Origin of the sequence: Streptomyces sp. NPDC006602 (assembly GCF_042870385.1) — a bacterium.
In the GTDB taxonomy this organism is placed as follows: domain Bacteria; phylum Actinomycetota; class Actinomycetes; order Streptomycetales; family Streptomycetaceae; genus Streptomyces.
This window is the reverse complement of record NZ_JBIAHG010000017.1, coordinates 145834-167574: the sequence shown is the minus strand read 5'-3', so window position 1 is coordinate 167574 and position 21741 is coordinate 145834. Positions and strand designations below refer to the sequence as shown.

The window sequence follows — 21741 nt, the reverse complement described above, 5'->3', positions numbered from 1 at the left end:
ACCTGCACCACCAGCTTCACGATCACTGATCGTAGGCACCCGTACGAGATGCCACCACGCGTTCGGCCGCGTTCATCACATCGAGTGACTCAACCGACCACGCGCTCGCATCACCCGGCCGCTCCCCGGCCGAGCCGACACAGTGATGCTGCGGCGCTCCGCGCCCCAGTCACGGGGATGCGATTCCTCCCGGGCGTGAACGCCCGGGGTTCGTCGCAAGAATCATGCTGAACCTCCCGGGGAAAAATTCTCGCCCGGACACGCATGGACCCGCGTCCGCCGGGCACCCGAGCGTCAGGCCCCGCCGCGTTCCCCCGTCGCGGCGGGGCTTTCTCGTGCCTCTTCGGCGGGCCGGTCGGTCACGTCGAGGAAGATCTGCCCGGTCCCCGGAACGGTACTGGCGATGGACCGCTTGATCCGCACCGCGACCTCCTCGACCCGCTCGCTCTCCAGTCCGGGCACCAGGTCGATGCGGGCGGCCACCAGGAGCGAGTCCAGCCCCATCTTCATCGTGAACAGTGCCTCCACACTGTCGATCTCGGGCTGCGCCTGAAGCAGCGCCCGGATCCTGCCGCTGGACTCCGCGTCGGCGGCCTCCCCGATCAACTGGTCCCGTGTCTCGCGGCCGAGCCGGTAGGCCACGTAGACGAGCAGCGCGCCGATCGCCAGGGACGCGGACGCCTCCCACACCACCTGCCCGGTGGCCATGTGCAGCGCCATGCCGACGATCGCGAGGGTGACGCCGAGCACGGCCGTGCCGTCCTCGGCGACGACTGTCCGCAGGGCGGGGTCGCGCAGACCGTCCATGCCCAGCCCCTGTCGGCGGACCTGGTACAGGGCCCTGACCAGCGAGAGTCCTTCGGCCAGGAGAGCGACGCCGAGCACGGCCAGGCCCGCCACATATCCGCTGAACTTCTCCTCGGCACCGTTTCTGAGGGCCTCGAATCCCTGGAAGAACGAGAAGCAGCCGCCCATCACGAAGATCCCGACGGCCGCGAGGAGCGACCAGAAGAACCGCTCCTTGCCGTAGCCGAAGGGGTGGCGCCGGTCGGCGGGGCGACGGCTGCGGCGCAGCGCGGCGAGCAGGAAGACCTCGTTCATGCTGTCGGCCACGGAGTGCGCGGCCTCCGACAGCAGCGCCGGCGATCCCGCCAGGAGCCCCCCTACGGCCTTGGCGACCGCGATCACGAGGTTGGCGGCGAGCGCCACCAGCACCGTGACGCGGGTCTTGCGGTCTGCGTCCTGATTCGAGGATGTCCCTGTCACCTTCGCCGACTGCCCCGGTCGATGGCGCTCACACCGTGCCGTCGGCGGAAAACGGGGAACGCGTTCACCAGGGAAGGCACACAGCAGGGAGGAAGAGGAGCATGGGTGCCGGAGACGACGGCAACAGCGAATACGGCCACAGGAGGTTCAAGCGGTCCAAGAGCCACTTCGCGGACCGGATCACCGCGGACGGCCGGGAGGGCTGGCCGGTGGAGGCCGGCCGCTACCGGCTGGTGGTCAGCCGCGCGTGTCCGTGGGCGAGCCGCGCGGTCATTTCCCGGCGGCTCCTCGGCCTGGAGGGCGCGCTGTCGATGGCGATCGCCGACCCGATCCAGGACGACCGCAGCTGGCGCTTCACCCTCGACCCCGACGGCCGCGACCCCGTCCTCGGCATCCGCTACCTCAGCGAGGCCTACGACCGGCGGGAGAGCGACTATCCGGGCGGCGTGAGCGTGCCCGCGATCGTGGACGTGCCCAGCGGCAAACTGGTCACCAACGACTACCAGCGCATCACCCTGGACCTCGCCACCGAGTGGAGCGCGCTGCACCGGGAAGGCGCGCCCGACCTGTATCCGCGGGCGCTGCGCGACGAGATCGACTCGGTGATGGCGGACGTCTACGAAGACGTCAACAACGGGGTGTACCGGGCAGGCTTCGCGACGGACCAGGAGGAGTACGAGGCCGCGTGCGAGGGCGTCTTCCGGCGCCTGGACCTGCTGACGCCCCGGCTGGCCCGGCAGCGTTATCTCGTCGGCGACGCGATCACCGAGGCGGACATCCGGCTGTTCACCACCCTGGTCCGCTTCGACGCCGTCTACCACGGGCACTTCAAGTGCAACCTCTGGAAGCTGACCGAGAACGGGGTCCTGTGGTCGTACGCCCGTGACCTCTACCAGACACCGGGCTTCGGCGACACCGTCGACTTCGACCACATCAAGCGGCACTACCACCAGGTGCACACCGGCATCAACCCGACCGGCATCGTGCCCCTCGGGCCGGACCTGTCTAGCTGGCTGACGCCCCATCACCGGGAGGAACTGGGCGGCCGGCCGTTCGGCGAGGGGACGCCGCCTGGTCCGGTACCCGCGGGCGAGCAGGTCCCGGAAGACCACCGACCCACCCGCTGACCAAGGAGATTCACGTGGCCAAGAAGAAGAAGCTGTCCTTCGCCTACAAGCCTGTCGGCTTCGTGCTGGGCTGGACGAGCGGAACGCTGGCGGGACTCGCCTTCCAGAAGATCTGGAAGGCGATCCGGCACGAGGACGACGCGCCCGATGCCCTGGATCGGGACCGCGGCTGGGGAGAGATCCTGCTGGCCGCAGCGATCCAGGGCGCCATCTTCGCCGTGGTGCGCAGCGCGGTGGACCGCACGGGGGCCAAGGCCATCGAACGCTCGACCGGTGTCTGGCCGACCGGCGAGAAGGGCGGCCGGGACTGACGGCGGGGCTCAGCCCTGCTTCGGCGCGGTCGACGGGATGAGGCGCAGGGTGAAGGAGTGGCCGGCCGGGTCGGCGTAACCGCGTTCCTCGTACGGTCCGGCCGCGTCCTTCGTATCCAGGGGCCGCCCGCCGAGCCCGACCACCTTGCGCTCCGCCTCGTCCAGGTCCTCCACCACGAAGTCGAGGTGGGACTGCAGGGCGTTCTCGGGTCGCGGCCAGCTCGGCGGCGTGGCGTTCACATCGCGACGGAAGGCCATGCAGAGCCCGCCGGCGCCCTTGATCTCGATCCGGTTGGCACTCTCGTGCGTCTGCTCGGCGCCCAGCAGTTCCTTGTAGAACACGGCGAGCTTCTCGGGCTCGGCGCAGTCGAGCACGACGACGCCTGTCTTGACCAGTGCCATGTCTCCTCCGAGGGTCGGGGCGCGGAACGGTGGTGTCCCGCCGCCCTGTACCCAGCGGATATCCCGGCCGGGCCGATTCAGTCTGCGCGACCTGCACGGGAAGCGGACTACACGGCGAACTCGACCGGCAGGCTGTCCAGCCGGGACTCCCAGGCGGAGGCGGTCGAGGTGAGGTCCTCCGGCGGAACGGCGAGGCACAGACCCGGCAGCCGGTGCAGCAGGATGTCCACGCCGACCTCGATGATGGACTGGCCGATGTTCTGCCCGGGGCACTCGTGCGGGCCCGCGCCGAACGCGAGATGCGACTGGTTGCCCTGGACGGAGACCTCCGGGTCGGGCCGGACCTCCGGGTCGAGGTTGCCCGGCGCGAGCCCGAGGACGAGTAGGTCGCCCTCGTGGATGTGGTGTCCGCCGAGTTCGAGGTCGGTGGCGGCGAAACGCCCCGGCATGACCGCCAGCGGCGGCGAGTTCCACATGACCTCCTCCACCACCGCGGAGATGTTCAGCTGACCGCTGATCAGGCCGGAGAGCTGGGCGGTGTCGGTGAGGAGGAGTTGCAGCACCCGGGCCAGCAGGTTGCTGGTCGTGTGCGCGGCGATCAGCACCAGCCGCAGATGGCTGACGACCTCCTCCGTGTCGAGCCCGGCGTGGTGCTCGAGGAGGGCGGTGGTGAAGTCGGATCCCGGCTCGGCCCGCCTGCGTTCGGTGAGTTCACCGAGGAGCCGGATGATGCGGTCGTTGTGCGCGACGGCGTCCTCACCGCCCTTGAGGACCTGGGCGCAGGCCTCGACCAGGCTGCGCCCCTCCGCCGCGGTCAGCCCGAGGATGCGGGTGAGGACGAGCATCGGCAGGTACTCGGCGAAGTCCGCCACCAGGTCGGCCTGTCCGGCGTCCGCGAACGCGTCGATCTGTTTGTGTGCGAAGTGCGTGGCATGGCGGCGGACGCCGCGACCGGACGCGGCCAGCAGCCCGTCGGTGACGGCGCCGCGCAGCCTGCGGTGCGGTTCGCCGTCCTGGGAGGCGCAGTCGGGGCGCCAGGCGAGCATCGGCAGCAGCGGGGAGGTCGCCTCCACCCGGCCGTCCTGCCAGTCCCGCCAGATCCGGGCGTCCCGGCTGAACTGGCCGGGGTTGTCCAGCACCCGCCGGTTGTCGCGGTAGCCGAGGACCAGCCAGGCCGGGATGTCGCCCTCGAGCAGCACCGGCGCGACGGAGCCGTATTCCTTGCGCAGCCGCTCGTAGCCGCCGTAGGGGTCGGCCGCCGCCTCCGGGCCGTACAGCCGGGCGACATCGACCCCGCCGTGGGCGACCGGGCAGCCGCGCGGGGCGTCGGGGCCCTCTGTGGTCTGGTCAGTCATCGGAGCTCCGGTGCGACGGCGGAGCGTTGCGTCAAGTGCCGTGTCAGAGCGCTGAGTAGTACGTCACGGCCGGCGGCCCGGTCGCGGGCGTCGCAGGCACCCGTTTGGCCGTTCGCCTCCAGGGCGCCGTCCGGTCGGCCGGGATGGTCAGAGCCTTTGAAGTCCACTGAGTACCTCCTCCAGGAGCGCGAGGTCCGGTCCGCGACGGGCGTCGTGCGCCGGGACGGGGTCACGGGCTTCGACACGCCCTGCCTCGAGAAGATCCGCCAGCAGTACCGCGACAATGTTGAAGGGCAGTGCGAGATGGGCGCCGAGTTCGGCCACCGACAGCGGATCGCGGCAGCGTCGGAGGATCTCCTCGTGCTCGTGCTGCATACCCGGTACGGGTGCGGTGCGGGAGACGATGAGGGTCGCCACGTCGAGACTCGACGCCGAACCGCCCGGTCCGCTTCGCCCTCCGGTCAGGACGTAGTAGCGCTCGAGACCTTGGGGGTCCCCCCTGCTCGAGCGAAGCCGAGAGCTTGGGGGAGCGTCCGTGGGCCGACGGGGAGCACTCATCCAGAGTGCTCCTCCAGGCGCGGAGTGGTCCCGAGGAGCTCACCCATCCGGCGGGCCAGATCCCTCATCTGGTGTCCGAGCAGCCCCTGGTCGAGGCCTTCTCCGGCAAGGACGCCGAGATACGTCTGCACCCCCGCGCGGACGACGAAGAGGTGACCGCCGTCGACCTCGATCATCGCCAGCCTGAGCTGCCCCGCGTACGTGGGGAACTGCTCGGCGACCGGCTGGGCCAGCGCCTGCAGGCCGGCCACCACTGCCGCGAAACGGTCCACGTCGTCGGGGTCCTCGGCGCCGAACGAGGTGATCGCCTTGCCGTCGCTGGAGGCCACGAGGGCGAAGCGGATCTCCGGGATGGATTCCACCAGATCGCGCAGCGCCCAGCTCACGTCGGTTCCCTGTTGCGTCATGTGGACTTGTCGCTCTCTTCATTGCGGTGCTCTGCGGACTCGCGGCCGTCGGCCGTCCCGTCTGCCTCGATGGACGCGCGCCCGGCGGTGGCGAAGGCGGCCAGGCCGGTGAAGGACTCATCGGGCGGGACGGCCGGGACGCCGGTCTCCCCGGTTCGCCCGGTGCGCTCGGCCGGCTGGGGCCGCGCCGCCTCGCCCCGCTTGCTCCTGCGCTTGGGCAGTCCGCCGGGCGTGGTGGCCAGGGGGTCGGGCTCCTCCGCCGCGGGCTCGCCGGCGGCCGGAACGCGGGCCTGGTCGGCTGCCGCGGCCTGGACCACCGGGGCCGGGGCCGCAGGGGTGGCCGCGGGCAGCCGGCTGAAGTACTTGTGCGGGACCACGACCACCACCGAGGTGCCGAGCCAGGGCGAGTCCGCGAAGGTGACGCGGATGCCGTAACGGCGGGCGAGGGCGCCGACGACCCTGAGGCCGAGGTTGGCGTCCTCGGAGACGCCACCGAGGCCCGGTCGGGCGGCGGTGCCCGCGAGGGCGTTGTCGGCGTCGCGCTTCTTCTCCTCGCTCAGGCCCTTGCCGGAGTCCTGGATCTCGATCCCGACGCCGTTGGGGACCTCCTTGCCGGAGACGACCACCGGCTCGGTGGGCGGCGAGTAGCGGGCCGCGTTGTCCAGCAGGTGGGCGAAGATCAGCGTGAGGTGGTCGACCAGAGCGCCGTCGACGCCGAGTTCGGGCAGCCGGCCTACCTCCACCCGGTGGAAGTCCTTGATGCGGCCGATGCCGCCGCGCACCACGCTCAGCAGACGCTGCGGCTCCTGCCACTGCCGGCCGGGGCGGTCCGAGCCGCCGAGCACGCCGATACTGGCGGCGAGGCAGTCGGCGGGGCCGATCTCCTGGTCGAGCTCCATCAGGCCGCGGGCGACGGCCGGCAGCCTGCCGTGCTCGCCCTGCATCTCGTGCAGGCGACCGCGGAGTTTGCTGGTCAGCACGTGGATGCGGTTGCCGATGCTGATGACGGCCTGCTCGGCGGAGGTCGAGCGGTTGAACTCCTCCTCGACGCCGATCAGGGCGGTTCTGAGGATCTTGCGGAGTTCGGCCTGAAGGTCGGCGCTGACCTTCGCGCACTGGTTGGCGGTGGGCAGCAGGTCGTCGACGGTCTCACCGTCGCGCAGGCGCCGCAGCGCGTCCGGCAACTGTTCACCGGCGAGGCGGGCGACCGCGTTCTGCTGGTGCGCCAGCTGTTCCTTCCAGACCTCGGCCTGGTCGGCGAGCTGCGCTTCGTAGGACGTGGCCCGGTCGGCGAGCCGTGCCTCGTACGCGGTGCTCTGCTCGGCGAGCCGTGCCTCGTACGCCCGGGACTGCTCGACCAGTCGGACTTCGTAGGCGCCTGCCTGGTCGGCGAACTGGGCCTCCTGGACCGCGCGTTCGGCCGAGTACTTCCGCTCCAGGCCCGCGACGTGCTGCTGCCACTGCTGGGAGTGCTCGGCCTGCGAGGTGCGGAAGGAGCCCTCCGCCCGGTGCAGGGCCCCGCGGGTGCGGAGCAGGAGGCGAACGCACACCGTGCCGGCTGCCGTCGCGGCGGCGCCCGCGACGACGGCGGTTATTCGCTCCGCGCTGACGAACGTGGCGGCAACTGTCCCGCCGCCTAAGGCCAACGGCATCAGCCACCAGCTGTACCAGGCGACAGGGGCCCGCGCCGCCGACGGCGGAGTGGCGAGTTCCATCTGCATCCTTCGAAGCAACACGACCGAACGAGGGGGGTTGTTCAGGGGGGTGATCCAGGGGGACCGCGCTCATGGGTGCGCACCGCGCGAGGACCGATCGAAATCGCGTCAACTCGCAGCGCCGAAAGGGAGCTTATCGGGTTGGAAGCCGAAAGGATCAACCTCCGCCGCCCGGCGGAGGTGAGGGTTCCGTCACTCTCCGACAGGAACCCACACATCGACAAATCCCTATGGATGCCCGAGTGACGGCGGGCACCGACACCGTGACTTCCTGGACAGCTGTCCAGCTATAGTGGGCACCCGTCCAAGAAATAGAGGAAGCTCATGGAGACCCTGGCGTCCGTGCTCGTCGGCCTGGTGGCCGCCTTGCATGTCTACATTCTGGTGATGGAGGTGTTCCTGTGGCAGAAGAAGCCCGGTAGGGCGCTGCACGGGTTCGATCGGGAGATGGCGGCGGCGACCGCGCCGATGGCCGCCAACCAGGGGCTCTACAACGGGTTTCTCGCGGCGGGGCTGGTGTGGGGGCTGGTCGCCTCGGATCCCACCGGCTTCCGCGCGCAGGTGTTCTTCCTGGTCTGTGTCGTGGTCGCCGGCGTGTTCGGGTCCGTCACCGCGAACCGCCGCATCCTGTTCGCCCAGGCCCTGCCGGGCGCGCTCGCCCTGGGCGCCGTCCTGCTGGCCCGGTGAACCGGGAAGCCCCGCAGGACCCGCGGGCCGCGCGCACCCGGGCACGGCTGCGGCAGGCCCTGCTCGACGAGTGCGCCGAGCGGCCCCTCGCGGAGGTCGGCGTGGCCGCGCTGGTGCGCCGGGCCGGGGTCGGGCGGGCCACGTTCTACGTCCATTACGACGGCCTGGAGGCCCTGGCGGTCGACGCCTGCGCCGACGTCGTACGGGAGGCCGTGGACGCGCTGCACGCCTGGCGCGGCCGGCCCGACCCGGTGCACGCGCCGCCCGCGCTGGCGGAGTTCTTCGACTCGCTCGCCCCGCGCGCCACGCTGTACCGCGTGCTGCTGACCCCGGGCGGGGGCGGCCCCCTGGGCCGGGTGCTGCACCGGGATCTGCGCGCCTACAGCCTGCGCGAGCGCGAACTCGCGGGCGCGGCGGACGCCCCGCTGGTCGCCTCGGCCGTCGCCGCCACCTTCGCCGGTGTCCTGGGCGACTGGCTGCACGGGCTCCTCGAAGCCGACGCCCGCGAGATCGCAGACCAGGTCTGGCAGTTGCTGCTCGCGCTGCACGCGAGCAGGTGAGGCGTCACATGCAGGCCACTGGCCGCTTCGTCATGGGCCAGGCCTCCACGCCGTCGGGTGTGCGGACGTAGGCGGTGGACCGGTCGTCCGTCAGCCACAACTCCCGCTCGTCCAGGCGATATCCGGTGTCCCGGGCGTCCTCGGGCATGCGGACGTCCCCGTCGTACGGGGTGGTGAGCGAGTCGGTCTCGAACACCGACTCGGGATCGCGGACATACTGCCGCTCGTCCCCGCCCCGGCCCAGAGACAGGAAGTGCGCGCTCTGCCAGTCGCAGTGTTCCGGACCGGCGTGGCTCCTGATGGTGGTGGTCGGGAGCCGCTTCCCCTGCCGGTCGGTCCAGATCTCGCGGTTCACGGAGTCGGTGAAACTCGCAGGCAGTTCGGCCGGGTCGCAGGAGGCGACGGTCTCCGGGCCCCAACCGGGCCTGTGCTTCTGGTCCTTGGCGACGACGACGGCGACCTTGGTCCTGCCCTCCACGTCATAGGAGTAGAGGACGCGGCCGTCCTCCTCGCGCTCCAGGCGGTAACCGGACCGGGGCACCTCCGGCTGCTCGATGTCGAAATACAGCTTCAGCCCCTCTTCGGGGGTGGCACCGCCGTCCCCCTTGCCCCACGTCTCACCCTGGCCGCCCGAGTAGACCTCGCCGTCACACTCCAGCGCCCGCCCCGCGGCACCCGACTCGATGAGAGCGGCCCGCTCGCCGTCCTCGTCCAGGTCCCTCGTGGGCAGGTACAGCGGTCCGCCGTAGGGCGTGGCCGGGGCTGTGCCCTCCACGACCACGTCCGTCTCCGCGTCCGCACCGCACCCCATGGCCACCGTCGCCGCCAGTACCGCCACCGCCACGAGCCCTCTGCGCATCCCCGCCCCTGTTCCCCGTCACCTGATCACTGTCCGGTCCTCCGACGCGGCAGCCGTACGGAACGTTCAGCGGGCCGCTGTCTGGAACGTCCGCCGGTACGCCTGCGGCGAGACCCCGATGGAGGCGTGCAGGTGCTGGCGCAGGGAGGCGCCGGTGGCGAAGCCGACCTGTCCGGCGATCTGGTCCACGGACAGGTCGCTGGACTCCAGAAGGTGCCGGGCGCGGGCCACGCGCTGCTGGATCAGCCAGCGGCCGGGGCTGAGGCCGACCTCCTCGTTGAAGCGGCGGGCGAAGGTGCGCAGGCTCATCCGGGCGCGGCCGGCGAGGTGGGCCAGGGTCAGGGGTTCGCCGAGCCGCTCCAGGGCCCAGGCGCGGGTCGCGGCGGTGCTCGCGGCGCCCTGCTCCGGGACCGGCTGCTCGATGTACTGGGCCTGGCCGCCGTCCCTGAACGGGTGCGTACCGGGCGGCCGTCGACGGAGCAGGTCAGCACCTCGTACCGGCCGTCGGCCGCGCCGAGGATCCGGCTGGGGATGCCCAGCTCGAAGGGGTAGGCAACTGCTCGCCGGGGAGCGGGCGTGAGGGTGATTTAGCTCGATCGTGTGATGGTCAGCTTTCGGGCTTGCGGTGTCCGGTGCAGGCCGGAGTAACGTGAGCGACGCGATCTGGGACGCCGAGCACGGTGCCAGCGTGCGGGGCCCCTGCTCCACCAGCGAGATGGTTCAGGGCCTCCCTGTCGCCTCTGGCCGTGTTCATATGGCCAGATCGTGAGGGACTCCGCCCTTCCGGGACCGGACCACGGACAGGATCCGTGTTGCCACCCGGTTGCGAAAGCGGACGACCTGGGGGTGCCCCCTCTGGGGGAGCGCCCAAGACCGTTCGGAGCGTGCCAGTGCGCGGACTCACTCCCGCTCACTGCCCAGGAACGGTACACACCGTCCAGGGCCAGCACCACGACCCGCTCGACCCGCTCCACGTCCGCCATGGCGCGATCCTATCGAATGTTGGCAATCGTGCCATTTCCCGGGCGCGCGGCTTCCGGCAGGCTGTTTCACCATGAGCACTGTGAACACGATGCGAGCCATCAGCCAGGACGTCCTCGGCGGTCCCGAGGTCCTGAAGGAAGTCGAGCTGGAGCGGCCTCGCCCGCGCCCGAACCAGGTGCTGGTCAAGGTCCGCGCCGCCGGCCTCAACCCCACCGACTGGAAGCACCGGGCGACCGGCGGCTTCCTGGGCGAGCCGCCCTTCGTGCTCGGCTGGGACGTCTCCGGTGTGGTGGAGGCGGCCGGCGTCGGTGTGGCCACGTTCCGGCCCGGCGACGAGGTGTTCGGCATGCTGCCGTACCCCTTCGGCCGCGGTTCGCACGCCGAGTACGTCATCGCCCCGGTCCGCGCCCTCACGCACAAGCCGTCCGTCATCGACCACACGCAGGCGGGTGCGCTGCCCCTGGTCTCCCTGACGGCGTGGCAGGCGCTGGTCGAGAACGCGGATCTCCAGCCGGGACAGCGGGTGCTGATCCACGCGGCGGCCGGCGGGGTCGGGCACGTGGCCGTACAGATCGCCAAGGCGCGGGGCGCGTACGTGATCGGCACGGCGAGCGCGGGCAAGCACGACTTCCTGCGCGAGATCGGCGCGGACGAGGCGATCGACTACCGGGAGACGGACTTCGCCGAGGTCGTGAAGGACGTCGACGTCGTCCTGGACACGATCGGCGGCGAGACCTCCGTGAAGTCGCTGCGCGTGCTGCAACCGGGCGGGATCGTGGTGTCGATCCTGCCGGTCGGGTCGGACGACTTCCACGAGGAGGCCGAGCGGCTCGGCGTACGGGCCCTGAGGATGCTCGTGGACGCGGACCGGGCCGGGATGCGGGCGATCGCGGACCTCGTGGAGCAGGGGAAGCTGAGGGCCACGATCGCACGCACCTTCCCGCTGGCCGATGCCGCCGAGGCGCATGCGCTGGGCGGCACCGGCCGGACCACGGGGAAGCTGGTCCTCACGGTCGACTGACCCAGGGCGTCAGCCCCCGGCGTCAGCCCCCGGCGTCAGAACGTGAGCACGGGCTTGATCGCCTTGCCCGCGCCCATGTCCCGCACCGCCTGGTCGATGTCCGCGAACGGATAGGTGCTGATCAGGCGGTGCAGCGGGAGCCGCCCCTCCTTGACCAGCCGGACCAGGGCGGGGATGAAGGTCTGCGTCTCGGCGTCGCCCAGAGTGAGGCCGACGACCCGTTTGCCGCCGAGCATCCCGTTGACGTCCAGGGCGACCTCGGTGCCGAACGCCGGGGCGCCGACGATGACCAGGGTGCCGCGGGCGGCCAGGGCGTCGACGCCCTGGCGCAGGACACCGACGTTGCCGGTGGTCTCGACGATGCCATCCGCGCCCTGGCCGCCGGTGATCTCGGCGAGCGCCTCGCCAAGCTCGGCCTCGCCCGCGTTGACGGTGTGGGTAGCGCCCAACTCCTTTGCCAGCAACAGGCGTTCGCCAACCCGGTCGACGGCGACGATGTTGGTGGCGGGGGTGAGGGCGGCGGCCATCACGGCCGAGAGGCCGACGGCCCCGGCGCCGAGGACGACGACGGTACTGCCGGTGACCGGCTTCAGCACGTTCCACACGGCGCCGACGCCGGTCTGTACGCCGCAGCCCAGCGGGGCGATCGACTCCAGCGGCACGTCCGGGTCGACCTTGACGAGGCTGCGCTCGTCGACCAACGCCCGCTCGGCGAACGAGGACTGGCCGAAGAAGTGCCCGCCGAGCGGCTCCCCGTCGCGGCTGATGGTGCTCGTGCCGTCGGCCCGGCGGCCGCCGATGAGGTTCAGCGGGAGCCAGGTGGCGCAGTACGCCGGGTGGCCGCCCCGGCAGTTGCGGCACTCGCCGCAGGAGGTGAAGGACAGCACGACGTGGTCGCCGGGTGCGACCCCGGTGACGTCCGAGCCGACGGCCTCGACGACACCGGCGCCCTCGTGGCCCAGGACGCCGGGCAGCGGGAAGGGCAGACCGCCGCTCGCCACGCCGAGGTCGGTGTGACACAGGCCGGTCGCCACCATGCGGACGACCGCCTCGTGCGGGCCGGGCTCGTCGAGCTGGACGTCGCTGAGCGTGAAGGGCGCCCCGCCGGACTCGACGACAGCTGCGCGGGTGGTGATGGTCATCGTACGAACTCCTCTTGATTTCAAGCGCATTCAGTCGAGCGAGACGACGACGGACTTGACCCTGGTGTACGAGGCGAGCGCCTCGGTCCCGTACTCGCGGCCGAAGCCGGAGTCCTTGACCCCGCCGAACGGGACGGCCGGGTCGAGCATCGCCCAGTCGTTGATCCAGACGATGCCCGCCTGGAGCCGGTCGGCGATGCGGTGGGCGCGGGCGAGGTTCGACGTCTGGACACCCGAAGCCAGGCCGTACGGCGTGGAGTTGGCGAGCTGGATCGCCTCCTCCTCGGAGTCGAAGGGCTGCACGGTGAGGACGGGTCCGAAGACCTCCTCCTGGACGACCCGGGAGTCGTTCGGCAGGTCGGCGATCACGGTGGGCTTGTAGTAGTAGCCGCCGTCGAGGTCGAGCCGTTCGCCGCCGCAGACGATGCGGCCGCCCTCCTTGCGGGCGATCTCGACGTACTCCTCGACCTTCTTGAGGTGCCGCTCCCCCGCCATCGGGCCGACGACGGTCTCGGGCTGCCGGGGGTCGCCGACCGGCACGCCGGGCACGGCCTCGGCGAGGATGCCGAGCATGGTGCTGTAGACCGGGCGGGACACCAGCAGCCGCGGGCCGCCCATGCAGAACTGTCCGGTGTTGAAGACGAAGCCCTTGATGACGGCGCCGACCGCCTTCTCCAGGTCGGCGTCCTCGAAGACGATGTGGGCCGCGTTGCCGCCGAGTTCCATGGTCACGGGCTTGAGGTTCTCGCCGGCGACGCTCGCGGCGTGCCGGCCGATGGCTGTGGAGCCGGTGAAGGCGATCTTGTCGACGCCGCCGTGCCTGAGCAGTGCCTCACCGGCCACCGGGCCGGAGCCGGTGACGACGTTGACCACGCCGTCCGGGACACCCGCGTCCCGCAGCAGCCCGGCCATGTAGAGGGCGCTGAGCGGGGTCTCGTCGGCGGGCTTGTGGACCACGGTGTTCCCGGCCGCGAGCGCCGGGGCGATCTTGGAGCCGGCCAGGATGAGCGGGAAGTTGAAGGGCGTGATCGCGGCGACCACGCCGAGCGGCTCGCGCTTGGTGTACGCGAGGGCGTTCAGTGGCGTGTCGCGGGTCGCGCCGTCCAGGGAGTGGGCGAGGGCGGCGAAGTGCTCGTAGTCGTTGGCCGCGTTCGTCACGTCGACGGCCTGGCACAGGGTGATCGGCTTGCCCACGTCCAGGCTCTCCAGCGCGGCGAGCTCCTCGGCGTTCTCCCGGATCAGCTCGGCGACCCGGTACAGGATCCGGCCCCGCTCACGGCCGCTCAGCCCCGACCAGCGGCCGTCGTCGAAGGCCCCGCGGGCGGCGCGTACGGCAGCGTCCACGTCGGCCGCGCCCGCCTCCGCGACGGTGGTGACGACCGTGCCCCGGGACGGGTCGAGCACCTCGGTGCGCGCGCCGTCGGCGGCCTCGCGCCACTGTCCCCCGATGAAGAGCCGTCCGGGTTCGATCTCGATGGTGGTCATCGCCACTCCTCAGCCTCATCGCCAAGATTTCAATCAACAGGATTCCTGTTGGTTCGCAGTCTCATTACAGACAGGTTTCCTGTCAATGCTCTAACCTGAAGTCATGGTGGACACCCAGGCAGTCAAGGCACTTCCGTCTCTCCTCTACATGGTGAAACAGCTGGAGCTCGTTGTGCGCTCACACCTGGACGACCTGGTCAAATCCTCCGGCATCACCGCACTTCAGTACACCGCGCTCACCGTGCTGGAGCGACACGACGGCCTGTCGGCGGCCCAGCTGGCCCGGGACTCGTTCGTCACCGCCCAGTCCATCGCCGATCTCGTACGGTCACTGGAGAACCGCGGCCTGGTACGCCGGGAACGCAATCCCCGCAACCGCCGCGAGCTGCTGATCCTGCTGACCGACGCCGGCCGCGAGCTGCTCGCTCAGCACGAGGGGCCCGTACGGGAGCTGGAGGAGCGGATGGTCCGGGACCTCACCGCCCACCAGAGCGAGCAGTTCCGCCAGTCGCTCTCCAAGGCCTGGCACGCCTTGTCGTAAGGCTCCGTCGCAATTCGAAGACATATGTCAATCGAACATGCTCAAATTCACTCCATCGAGGGTAACTTGCAGGGCGGGGAACGGATTTGGGCACACCCCCGCCGCTTCGGGACCGGTTGGAGGCGATGTCGTCGTGGAGCAGGTACCCGCACCGCTCACCCGGCATCTGCGCGTCCACCGGGACCGGGGACACACGGTGCTGGAGTTCCGCGGGGAGATCGACATCGCCGCGGCGATGGAGATCATCCCTTACCTGGACCGGGTGACGGGGCGGTCCGACGCCCGCGTGGTGATCGACCTCAGCCGGGTCGAGTTCTTCGACTGCTCCGGGCTGCGGCTGCTCTACCGCGCCCGCAGCCGGATGCTCGACAACGACGGCCGGCTGCTCCTGGTCTGCACGCACCCGCTCACGCTGCGCGTCCTGCGGGTCACCGGCCTCGCCCGGCTGCTGCCGCCGATGCCGACCCTGGACGCGGCCCTGGGACAGCCCGAGGCGACGTCCGGCACGGTATGACCTGCGTCGTTCGGGGATCTTGGTGACCTGCCGGGCCCCAGGTCCCCCGGCGACCTGTCTATTCGGTTCGCGGCGCGTCGAACAGGGCGCTGACGGACTCACCGTTGTGAATGCGGCGCACGGCCTCGGCGAGCGCCGGGGCGACGGTCAGGATCCGCAGCTTGTCCGTGCGCTCCGCCTCCGGAACCGGCACGGTGTTGGTGCACACGATCTCCAGTACGTCGGGCTGCTCGCCGATCCGCTTGAGCGCCCCGTCCGCGAACAGTCCGTGCGTGCAGGCGACCCGGATCGAGCGCGGCCCCAGCTCCCGTAGCCGTTCCAGGAGTTCGAGGACCGTACTGCCCTTGGCGATCTCGTCGTCCAGCACGATGACGTCCCGATCGGCGACCTCGCCGATGACCGAGTTGATGCTGACCCGGTCGTCCGCGAACCGCTGTTTGGCGCCGGCGGCCACCTGGGCGCCGATCAGCCGGGCGAAGGCGGCGGCCTCCTTGGCGTTGCCGAGGTCCGGCGAGACGACGGTGGTGCGGGACAGGTCGTAGCGCCGGAAGTGCGCGGCCAGCTCGCGCAGCGCGTGCAGGTGGTCGACCGGCACCGAGAAGAACCCGTGCACCTGCGGCGAGTGCAGCGTCATCGCCAGGACGCGGCTCGCACCGGCCGCCACCATCAGGTCCGCGACCAGTCGCCCGCCCAGCGAGATGCGGGGTGCGTCCTTCTTGTCGGAGCGGGCGTAGGAGTAGTGCGGCATGACGACGTTGATCCGCCCGGCCGAGGCCCCGCGTGCCGCGTCGCACATCATCAGCAGCTCCACGAGGTTCTCCTGGACCGGCCTGACCAGCGGCTGGATGAGGAACACATCCCGTTCCCGGCAGTTGGCCTGGAGCTGTACCTCCAGGCAGTCGTTCGCGAACCGGCTCACCCGGGTGGGGCTGAGCGGCACACCGAGATGCGCGCAGACCTCCTGGGCCAGCTCGGGATGGGCACTCCCGCTGAACACGGCGATGTCTCGCACGCTCTGCTCCTCGCGTGATCATTCCGGCTGCCGGGGCTCATGCTACGGGCCGGGCGAAAACCGGTTGCGGACCGTCCACGGGGACGCGTCATGATGGGCGCTGTCCGTGCTCCCTCACGTCAGGACCCCTCGCATGCGCCGACTCCTCGACAACCCCCAGCGCCCCCACTGGACGACGGTTCTCGAGGACACGACCACGCATGCACACCCTGAACATCGGAATCCTGGCCCACGTCGACGCCGGTAAGACCAGCCTGACCGAGCGGCTGCTGTTCGACCACGGCGTGATCGAGCGGCTCGGCAGCGTCGACGCCGGTGACACCCGCACCGACGACGGGACGATCGAGCGACGGCGCGGCATCACCATCCGCTCCGCCGTCGCCGCGTTCACCGTCGGCGACACGCAGGTCAACCTCATCGACACCCCGGGGCACTCGGACTTCATCGCCGAGGTCGAGCGCGCCCTGGAGGTCCTCGACGGCGCGGTGCTGCTGCTGTCCGCCGTGGAGGGCGTACAGGCGCAGACCCGCGTCCTGATGCGGACCCTGCGGCGGCTGCGGCTGCCCACGCTGGTCTTCGTCAACAAGATCGACCGGGCGGGCGCCCGCTCCGACGCCCTGCTCACCGACATCCGGCGCAGGCTGACCCCGCACATCGCGCCGCTGACGGACGTGACGGACCTCGGCACGGACCGGGCCCGCGCGGTGCCGCTCCCGGTCGGCCGGCGGCTGGCCGAGGCCCTCGCCGAGGTCGACCAGGACGTTCTGGCGGCGGTCGTGGACGGCCCCGAGCCGACGCCGGACGACCTGCGCGAGGCCCTGGCGGCACGCACCGCCGACGGCTCCTTCCACCCCGTCTTCTTCGGCTCCGCCCTCGGCGGCCAGGGCGTCGCCGAGCTGGTCCAGGGCATGACCCGGCTGATCCCGCCCACCCCCGCGACGCGGGACCGCCCACCACGCGGCACGGTGTTCGCCGTACGGCCCGGTCCCGGCGGCGAGCGGACGGCGTACCTGCGCCTGTACGACGGTGAGGTGACCCGGCGGCAACGCCTCACGTTCCTGCGCCGCGAGGCCGACGGCCGGACCACCGAGGTCTGTGGCCGGGTGACGCGGCTGGACGTCGTCGGCGGGGCGGAACGGCTCACCGCGGGGAACATCGCGGCCCTGACCGGTGTCGCCGGTATCCGGGTGGGCGACCGCCTCGGCGATCCACGAGGCGAGCGCGCCCCGCGGTTCGCACCGCCGACACTGGAGACCCTCGTCAGGGCCCGCCGGCCGGAACAGGCGGCGCCCCTGCGCTCCGCCCTGCTCGCCCTCGCCGACCAGGACCCGCTGATGCACGCCCGCCAGGCGGCCTCGGGCGCCACGGCGCTGCTCCTCTACGGCGAGGTCCAGATGGAGGTTCTCGCGGCGACGCTCGCCGAGGACTTCGGTGTCGAGGCCGACTTCGAACCGGGCCGGGTCCGGTTCCTGGAGCGGCCGGCCGGCGTCGGCGAGGCCTTCGACGAGCTGCCGTGGCACGACCGCACCCGCTACTGGGCGACGGTCGGGCTGCGCGTGCAGCCGGGACCGCGCGGCTCGGGCGGGGTGTTCACGTACGAGACGGAACTCGGCGCGCTCCCCCGCGCCTTCCACCAGGCCGTCGAGGAGACGGTCCACGCCACCCTGACCACCGGCCTGTACGGGGCACCCGTCACGGACTACTGGGTCACGCTGATCCGGTCCGGATTCTGCGCGCCGATCAGCACCGCCGCCGACTTCCGCGGACTCACACCGATCGTGCTGCGCCGGGCTCTGGAGCAGGCGGGGACCAGGCTGTACGAGCCGTACCTCGCCTTCGAGGCGGAGGTCCCGCTGGACGCACTGGCGCCGGTCACGGCCCGGCTTGCCGCCGCCGGAGCCGAGTTCACGGGGACCACGGGCGGGACCACGACGTGGCTGATCACCGGGGAACTGCCGGCCCGGCGGGTGCGCGAGGTCGAACTGCGGCTGCCCGGGCTGACGCACGGCGAGGGGGTGTGGTGGTCGCGGCCGTCGGGCGACCGTGAAATTGAGCCCCACTAACGCACATCCGCACCACCGACACCCGGCAGTCGGCGCCGGTTGTTCACGCCCGTGCGCCCTCCTTGCGTCCGTCAGCGGTATCAATCCGCCAACGAGACGGTCTGCCAGGGGCTTTGAGGGGAATTCGAGCAGTAGGAAGGAGGGCCGTCGCCATGACGACTCCCATCAGGCGCGTGTCCACACGCATGCCGGGCTGGGCGAAGGCGGTGAGCGCCGTAGTGCTGGTGCTCGTCGTGTTCTTCGCGGGGATCCGGCTGAGCGTGCTGCCAGGCCTCAAGGACCTGTTCGGCACGGAGACGCACGACCGCTCGGGGCCCGCCCTGCTCGAGTCCATCCAGGACATCAGCCGCTACGACGCCGCCTCCGGCAACTTCCAGGTCGTGGTGGACCTGGAGAAGGACACCAAGTACCTGCCCGACGCCATCCGCGGCTCCCGCACCCTGTACGTCGGGGCGGGTACCGTCGACGCCTATGTCGACCTCGGCAAGGTCGCCAAGAACGACGTGACGGTCAACGACGACCGTACGTCCGCCACCCTGCGGCTGCCGCACGCCCGACTCGGCAAGGCGGCCCTGGACGCCGACCGCTCCTACGCCGTCTCCAAACAGCGCGGTCTCCTCGACCGCCTGACCGACATCTTCTCGGACAACCCCAACAGCGAACAGGCCGTGCAGAAGCTCGCGGTACGGCACATCAGCGAGGCGGCCAAGGACAGCGAGCTGACCAAGCGCGCCGAGACGAACACGACCAACATGCTGGAGGGCCTGCTGGGCTCCCTCGGCTTCACGAAGGTGGAGGTCACCTACGGCACCTGATCAGCCTCCGGAGATCCCCGGCAGGGCGAGGGCGCCCAGCAGGGCGGCGCCGACCAGCACCCAGGCCACGTAGTCGCCGACATGTCCGGACTGCAGTCGCCTGAGCCGCAGCGCCCAGCCCGGTGCGCCGAGCAGCCTCGGGCGGGTGACGGCCGTGGCCGCGAGGCCCACGGCCAGCGCGGTCGAGGCCAGGCCCAGCACGATGCCGACCGGGGTCCAGTGCACGGAGGCGACGAGGGCGCCACCGGACCCGGCTTCGTTCACGGCGTGGGCGACCACGTCGGCGAAGCCGGGTGCCACGCCGACGGCGAGCGCCCCGGCGAGCAGCACCGCGGGCACGGCCGTCATGGTGTCCGGGATCCGGCGCAGCCTGTGCCGGGTCTCGGGCCGCTCACCCGAGCCGGTCGTCTCGTATCCGTCCCCGTCCCCGTCCCCGTCCCCGTTCCCGTTCCCGTCCCCGTTCCCGTCTCCGCCCCCGGGACGGGGGCCCAGGCCGAGGAAGACCCGCCCGGCGACCCGCAGCACCGCTCCGGCGGTGACCGCGCTCGCCACGACGTACAGCACGGTGAGCGGACCGCCCACCGCCTCCTCCGTGACGGACTTGCCGAGGGCCGTGCCGAAGGGCGGCAGACCGGCCAGGCCCAGGGCTCCGACGACGAACAGCACCGCGACGCCCCTCAGTTCGCGGGCCTTGCCGTGCAGCGCGTGTTCGTCGACGCTGCCGTACCGGTCGAGGAGGATCCCGGCGCAGGCGAACAGGGCCGCCTTCACCCCCGCGTGGCCCAGCAGATACAGGGCGATCCCGTCGTCGGCCTCGGGTTTCAGGACGCCGATGCCGACGAGGAACAGCCCCATGTGGGCGATCGTCGAGTACGCCAGCAGCCGCTTGATGTGCCGCTGGTACCAGCACATCACCGCGCCGACCACCGCCGTCACCGCACCGAGCACCACCACGGCCCGCTCGAAGTCCGCGTCCGGGACCCCGCCCGGCCCGGAGAAGACCGTGCCGTACACCCGCCACACCCCGTACGCGCCCAGCTCGACCATGACACCGGACAGCAGCATGCACACGGGCGTGGGTGCGACCGCGTGCGCGTCCGGAAGCCAGAAGTGGAACGGCACGGTGGCGGCCTTGACCAGCAGGCCGGTCAGGACGAGGACGAAGGCGGCGAGGACAGGCGCGTCGGGCCCGCCGTGCGCGTCGAGCCCCCGCCCGATCTGCGTCATGGCCAGCTCGCCGGTACGGGCGTACAGCATCCCGATACCCACCAACAGGCAGTAAGCCCCGAGGGAGTTGACGATCCCGAAGGTCAGCGCGCCCTGCACGGCCCGTGCCTCCTCCACCCGGTGCCCGGTGAGGGCGTACGCGACCACACTCATCAGCTCGAACCACACGAACGCGTTGAACAGGTCGCCGGCGATCGCGAACCCGCACATGCCGCCCTGGAAGAGCAGCAGCAGCGCGGGGAACGAACCGGCGTGACCTTGCGGCGGTTCGTCGAAGTAGTGCCAGGAGTACGCCAGTGCCGACAGCGTCAGCAGGGAGGCGAGCGCGGCCATGCCGAGGCCGGGGCCGTCCCCGACCAGGACGATGCCGACGCTGCGGCCGTTCACGGGCGTCCAACCGCCGACCCACTCGACCAGGGGCGGCGAGGAGTTCAGGAGCAGCACGAGGGCGAGGCCGGCCGTGCCCGCCGAGACGGCGCAGCCCACGGACTCGGCGACAAGACGGGGCACGTGACGGCCGCCGGCCACCAGCAGGGCCGCCCCGAGCAGCGGCACGGCGACGAGGAGCGGCAGCAGCTCGTTCATCAGCCGCGCAGCTCGGACAGTTCGTCGGGGTCGACGGTGCCGTGGCGTTTGGCGACCTGCACGACGAGGGCGAGGAGCAGGGCGGTGACGGTGGCGCCGACCACGACGTCGGTCAGCGCGAGTGCCTGCACGACCGGGTCGACGACCGGCCGCGATCCGGGCTTCACGTCGGAGAACACGGGTGCGGTGGCGTCGTCGCGGTAGCCGACGGCCAGCAGCAGGACGTAGGTGGCTGCCTGGCAGACCGACAGACAGCCGACGGCGTGGATCAGGTTGCGGCTGGTGGCCAGGCCGTAGCAACCGACCAGGAAGACCCATACGGCGACCAGGTAGGGCAGGACGTGCGTCACGGCGGTCACTGTGGTCTCACTTCCCACGCTCCTCGGCCGTGTCGTCCTCGATCTCGACGGCCTGGTCCAGGAAGCGGGCGAGCAGCACGACGACCGCGCAGGCGACCTCCATGCCGATGGCCGCGTTCAGCAGCGGGACGGTGCCGCCGGAGGAGAGCGTGTTGAACGTGCCGTACGGCAGCAGGGTGTTGGCGAGGAAGGCGGTGGAGCCGATCAGACAGGCGAGGCCGGTGACGAGATAGGCGAAGACGGCGACCGCGTCACCGACCTCGTAGACGCCCACGGGGCGGATGCGTTCCAGGGCCCGGTAGTCGGCGCCGAGGTAGAGCAGGTGCAGGGCGGTCGCGGCGACGACGCCGCCCTGGAAGCCGCCGCCGGGGCTGAGCTGCCCGTGCGCGATCACGTACAGGCCGGTGAGCAGGGCGAGGGGCAGCACGAGCAGGGCGTAGCGGCGTACGGGGGCGGCGACGGGCTCGGGTTCGGGGCGGGCGCGGTGTTCGTCGCGGGTCTGCCGGAGCAGCACCACGCAGCCCAGGACGGCCGCGAAGAGGATGGTCATCTCGCCGAGGGTGTCGAAGGCGCGCTGGTCGAAGTTGACGGAGGCGACGGTGTTCGCGGTGTGCCGGGCGAGGGCCGCGCGAACGGCCCGGTCGCCGTAGGGGTGCCGGTCGCCGCCGAAGTCGGGGAGATCCAGGCAGGCGGCGACGAGCAGGGCGGCCAGACCTGTGCCGCCCACGGCCACGAGCATCAGCCTG

The 21741-nt window shown here is 71.4% G+C and carries 22 protein-coding genes and 1 pseudogene; 9 read left to right on the top strand and 14 right to left on the bottom strand.

Translation table 11 applies throughout. The features are described from left to right. Positions 1-294 precede the first annotated feature (294 nt). Complete coding sequence (locus ACFYO2_RS33070) at positions 295-1266, bottom strand: cation diffusion facilitator family transporter (RefSeq protein ID WP_388356334.1); 972 nt, start codon at positions 1264-1266, stop codon at positions 295-297. Positions 1267-1367: 101 nt separating this feature from the next. Here ACFYO2_RS33070 and ACFYO2_RS33065 point away from each other — a divergent pair, with 101 nt between their 5' ends. Both ACFYO2_RS33065 and ACFYO2_RS33060 read left to right on the top strand, forming a co-directional pair. Further along, entirely contained in the window at positions 1368-2393 is a 1026-nt protein-coding gene (locus ACFYO2_RS33065) for a glutathione S-transferase family protein (protein ID WP_388356332.1), read from the top strand. 14 nt (positions 2394-2407) lie between these two features. Continuing rightward, positions 2408-2704, top strand: a complete 297-nt coding sequence (locus tag ACFYO2_RS33060) for a DUF4235 domain-containing protein (RefSeq protein WP_388356330.1) — start codon at positions 2408-2410, stop codon at positions 2702-2704. A 9-nt stretch (positions 2705-2713) separates the two neighbouring features. On the opposite strand, the gene ACFYO2_RS33055 is transcribed toward ACFYO2_RS33060, so the two are convergent. The 5 genes from ACFYO2_RS33055 to ACFYO2_RS33035 form a co-directional block, all read right to left on the bottom strand. After that, positions 2714-3106, bottom strand: a complete 393-nt coding sequence (locus tag ACFYO2_RS33055) for a VOC family protein (protein WP_388356327.1) — start codon at positions 3104-3106, stop codon at positions 2714-2716. A 107-nt stretch (positions 3107-3213) separates the two neighbouring features. Further along, positions 3214-4461, bottom strand: a complete 1248-nt coding sequence (locus ACFYO2_RS33050; protein ID WP_388356325.1) for a cytochrome P450 — start codon at positions 4459-4461, stop codon at positions 3214-3216. Between the two features lie 147 nt (positions 4462-4608). Further along, entirely contained in the window at positions 4609-5019 is a 411-nt protein-coding gene (locus ACFYO2_RS33045; protein ID WP_388356322.1) for a DUF742 domain-containing protein, read from the bottom strand. Next, on the bottom strand, positions 5016-5426 hold the full coding sequence (locus ACFYO2_RS33040; protein WP_388356320.1) for a roadblock/LC7 domain-containing protein: 411 nt from the start codon (positions 5424-5426) through the stop codon (positions 5016-5018). The genes ACFYO2_RS33045 and ACFYO2_RS33040 overlap by 4 nt, the downstream gene beginning before the upstream one ends. Continuing rightward, positions 5423-7141, bottom strand: coding sequence for an ATP-binding protein (locus ACFYO2_RS33035; protein WP_388356317.1), 1719 nt, complete (start codon positions 7139-7141; stop codon positions 5423-5425). Before ACFYO2_RS33035 ends, ACFYO2_RS33040 begins: the two co-directional genes overlap by 4 nt. Positions 7142-7465: 324 nt before the next feature. Between ACFYO2_RS33035 and ACFYO2_RS33030 the strand changes: the two genes are divergently transcribed. Both ACFYO2_RS33030 and ACFYO2_RS33025 read left to right on the top strand, forming a co-directional pair. Then, positions 7466-7828 carry a DUF1304 domain-containing protein gene (locus ACFYO2_RS33030; RefSeq protein WP_388356314.1) on the top strand — a complete coding sequence of 121 codons (363 nt, stop codon included), beginning with the start codon at positions 7466-7468 and terminating at the stop codon, positions 7826-7828. Continuing rightward, entirely contained in the window at positions 7825-8388 is a 564-nt protein-coding gene (locus tag ACFYO2_RS33025; RefSeq protein ID WP_388356311.1) for a TetR/AcrR family transcriptional regulator, read from the top strand. The genes ACFYO2_RS33030 and ACFYO2_RS33025 overlap by 4 nt, the downstream gene beginning before the upstream one ends. Before the next feature lie 4 nt (positions 8389-8392). Here the strand turns inward: ACFYO2_RS33025 and ACFYO2_RS33020 are convergent, their stop codons facing one another. Together ACFYO2_RS33020 and ACFYO2_RS33015 are read right to left on the bottom strand one after the other, a co-directional pair. Further along, positions 8393-9247, bottom strand: a complete 855-nt coding sequence (locus ACFYO2_RS33020) for a hypothetical protein (RefSeq protein ID WP_388356308.1) — start codon at positions 9245-9247, stop codon at positions 8393-8395. Between the two features lie 66 nt (positions 9248-9313). Next, a pseudogene (locus ACFYO2_RS33015) lies at positions 9314-9700 on the bottom strand (helix-turn-helix domain-containing protein); the annotation flags it as partial. A gap of 601 nt (positions 9701-10301) precedes the next feature. Here ACFYO2_RS33015 and ACFYO2_RS33010 point away from each other — a divergent pair. Next, positions 10302-11252: an NADP-dependent oxidoreductase gene (locus tag ACFYO2_RS33010; protein ID WP_388356305.1), complete on the top strand. Its 951-nt coding sequence runs from the start codon at positions 10302-10304 to the stop codon at positions 11250-11252. Between the two features lie 35 nt (positions 11253-11287). Here the strand turns inward: ACFYO2_RS33010 and ACFYO2_RS33005 are convergent, their stop codons facing one another. Next, entirely contained in the window at positions 11288-12394 is a 1107-nt protein-coding gene (locus ACFYO2_RS33005; RefSeq protein ID WP_388356302.1) for an NAD(P)-dependent alcohol dehydrogenase, read from the bottom strand. Between the two features lie 30 nt (positions 12395-12424). Next, positions 12425-13879 carry an aldehyde dehydrogenase family protein gene (locus ACFYO2_RS33000; protein ID WP_388356299.1) on the bottom strand — a complete coding sequence of 485 codons (1455 nt, stop codon included), beginning with the start codon at positions 13877-13879 and terminating at the stop codon, positions 12425-12427. A gap of 103 nt (positions 13880-13982) precedes the next feature. Between ACFYO2_RS33000 and ACFYO2_RS32995 the strand changes: the two genes are divergently transcribed. Both ACFYO2_RS32995 and ACFYO2_RS32990 read left to right on the top strand, forming a co-directional pair. Beyond that, positions 13983-14420 carry a MarR family winged helix-turn-helix transcriptional regulator gene (locus tag ACFYO2_RS32995; RefSeq protein WP_388356296.1) on the top strand — a complete coding sequence of 146 codons (438 nt, stop codon included), beginning with the start codon at positions 13983-13985 and terminating at the stop codon, positions 14418-14420. Between the two features lie 133 nt (positions 14421-14553). Next, positions 14554-14934: an anti-sigma factor antagonist gene (locus tag ACFYO2_RS32990; RefSeq protein ID WP_388356294.1), complete on the top strand. Its 381-nt coding sequence runs from the start codon at positions 14554-14556 to the stop codon at positions 14932-14934. A gap of 58 nt (positions 14935-14992) precedes the next feature. Here the strand turns inward: ACFYO2_RS32990 and ACFYO2_RS32985 are convergent, their stop codons facing one another. Next, the gene (locus tag ACFYO2_RS32985) at positions 14993-15946 is read right to left on the bottom strand and encodes a ribose-phosphate diphosphokinase (protein ID WP_388356291.1); all 954 of its coding nucleotides are present in this window, start codon (positions 15944-15946) and stop codon (positions 14993-14995) included. Between the two features lie 200 nt (positions 15947-16146). Between ACFYO2_RS32985 and otr(A) the strand changes: the two genes are divergently transcribed. Further along, complete coding sequence (gene otr(A) / locus ACFYO2_RS32980) at positions 16147-18009, top strand: tetracycline resistance ribosomal protection protein Otr(A) (protein WP_388356287.1); 1863 nt, start codon at positions 16147-16149, stop codon at positions 18007-18009. A gap of 152 nt (positions 18010-18161) precedes the next feature. Further along, the gene (locus ACFYO2_RS32975) at positions 18162-18824 is read left to right on the top strand and encodes a DUF4230 domain-containing protein (RefSeq protein ID WP_388356285.1); all 663 of its coding nucleotides are present in this window, start codon (positions 18162-18164) and stop codon (positions 18822-18824) included. Here the strand turns inward: ACFYO2_RS32975 and ACFYO2_RS32970 are convergent, their stop codons facing one another. The 3 genes from ACFYO2_RS32970 to ACFYO2_RS32960 are packed head-to-tail and all read right to left on the bottom strand — an operon-like array spanning position 18825 to position 21734. Further along, positions 18825-20636 (bottom strand): complex I subunit 5 family protein, encoded by a 1812-nt coding sequence (locus ACFYO2_RS32970; protein WP_388356282.1) that lies wholly within the window; start codon positions 20634-20636, stop codon positions 18825-18827. After that, positions 20636-20986, bottom strand: coding sequence for a sodium:proton antiporter (locus ACFYO2_RS32965; protein WP_388356279.1), 351 nt, complete (start codon positions 20984-20986; stop codon positions 20636-20638). The genes ACFYO2_RS32970 and ACFYO2_RS32965 overlap by 1 nt, the downstream gene beginning before the upstream one ends. 16 nt (positions 20987-21002) lie before the next feature. Continuing rightward, the gene (locus tag ACFYO2_RS32960) at positions 21003-21734 is read right to left on the bottom strand and encodes an MnhB domain-containing protein (protein WP_388356357.1); all 732 of its coding nucleotides are present in this window, start codon (positions 21732-21734) and stop codon (positions 21003-21005) included. Positions 21735-21741: the final 7 nt, after the last annotated feature.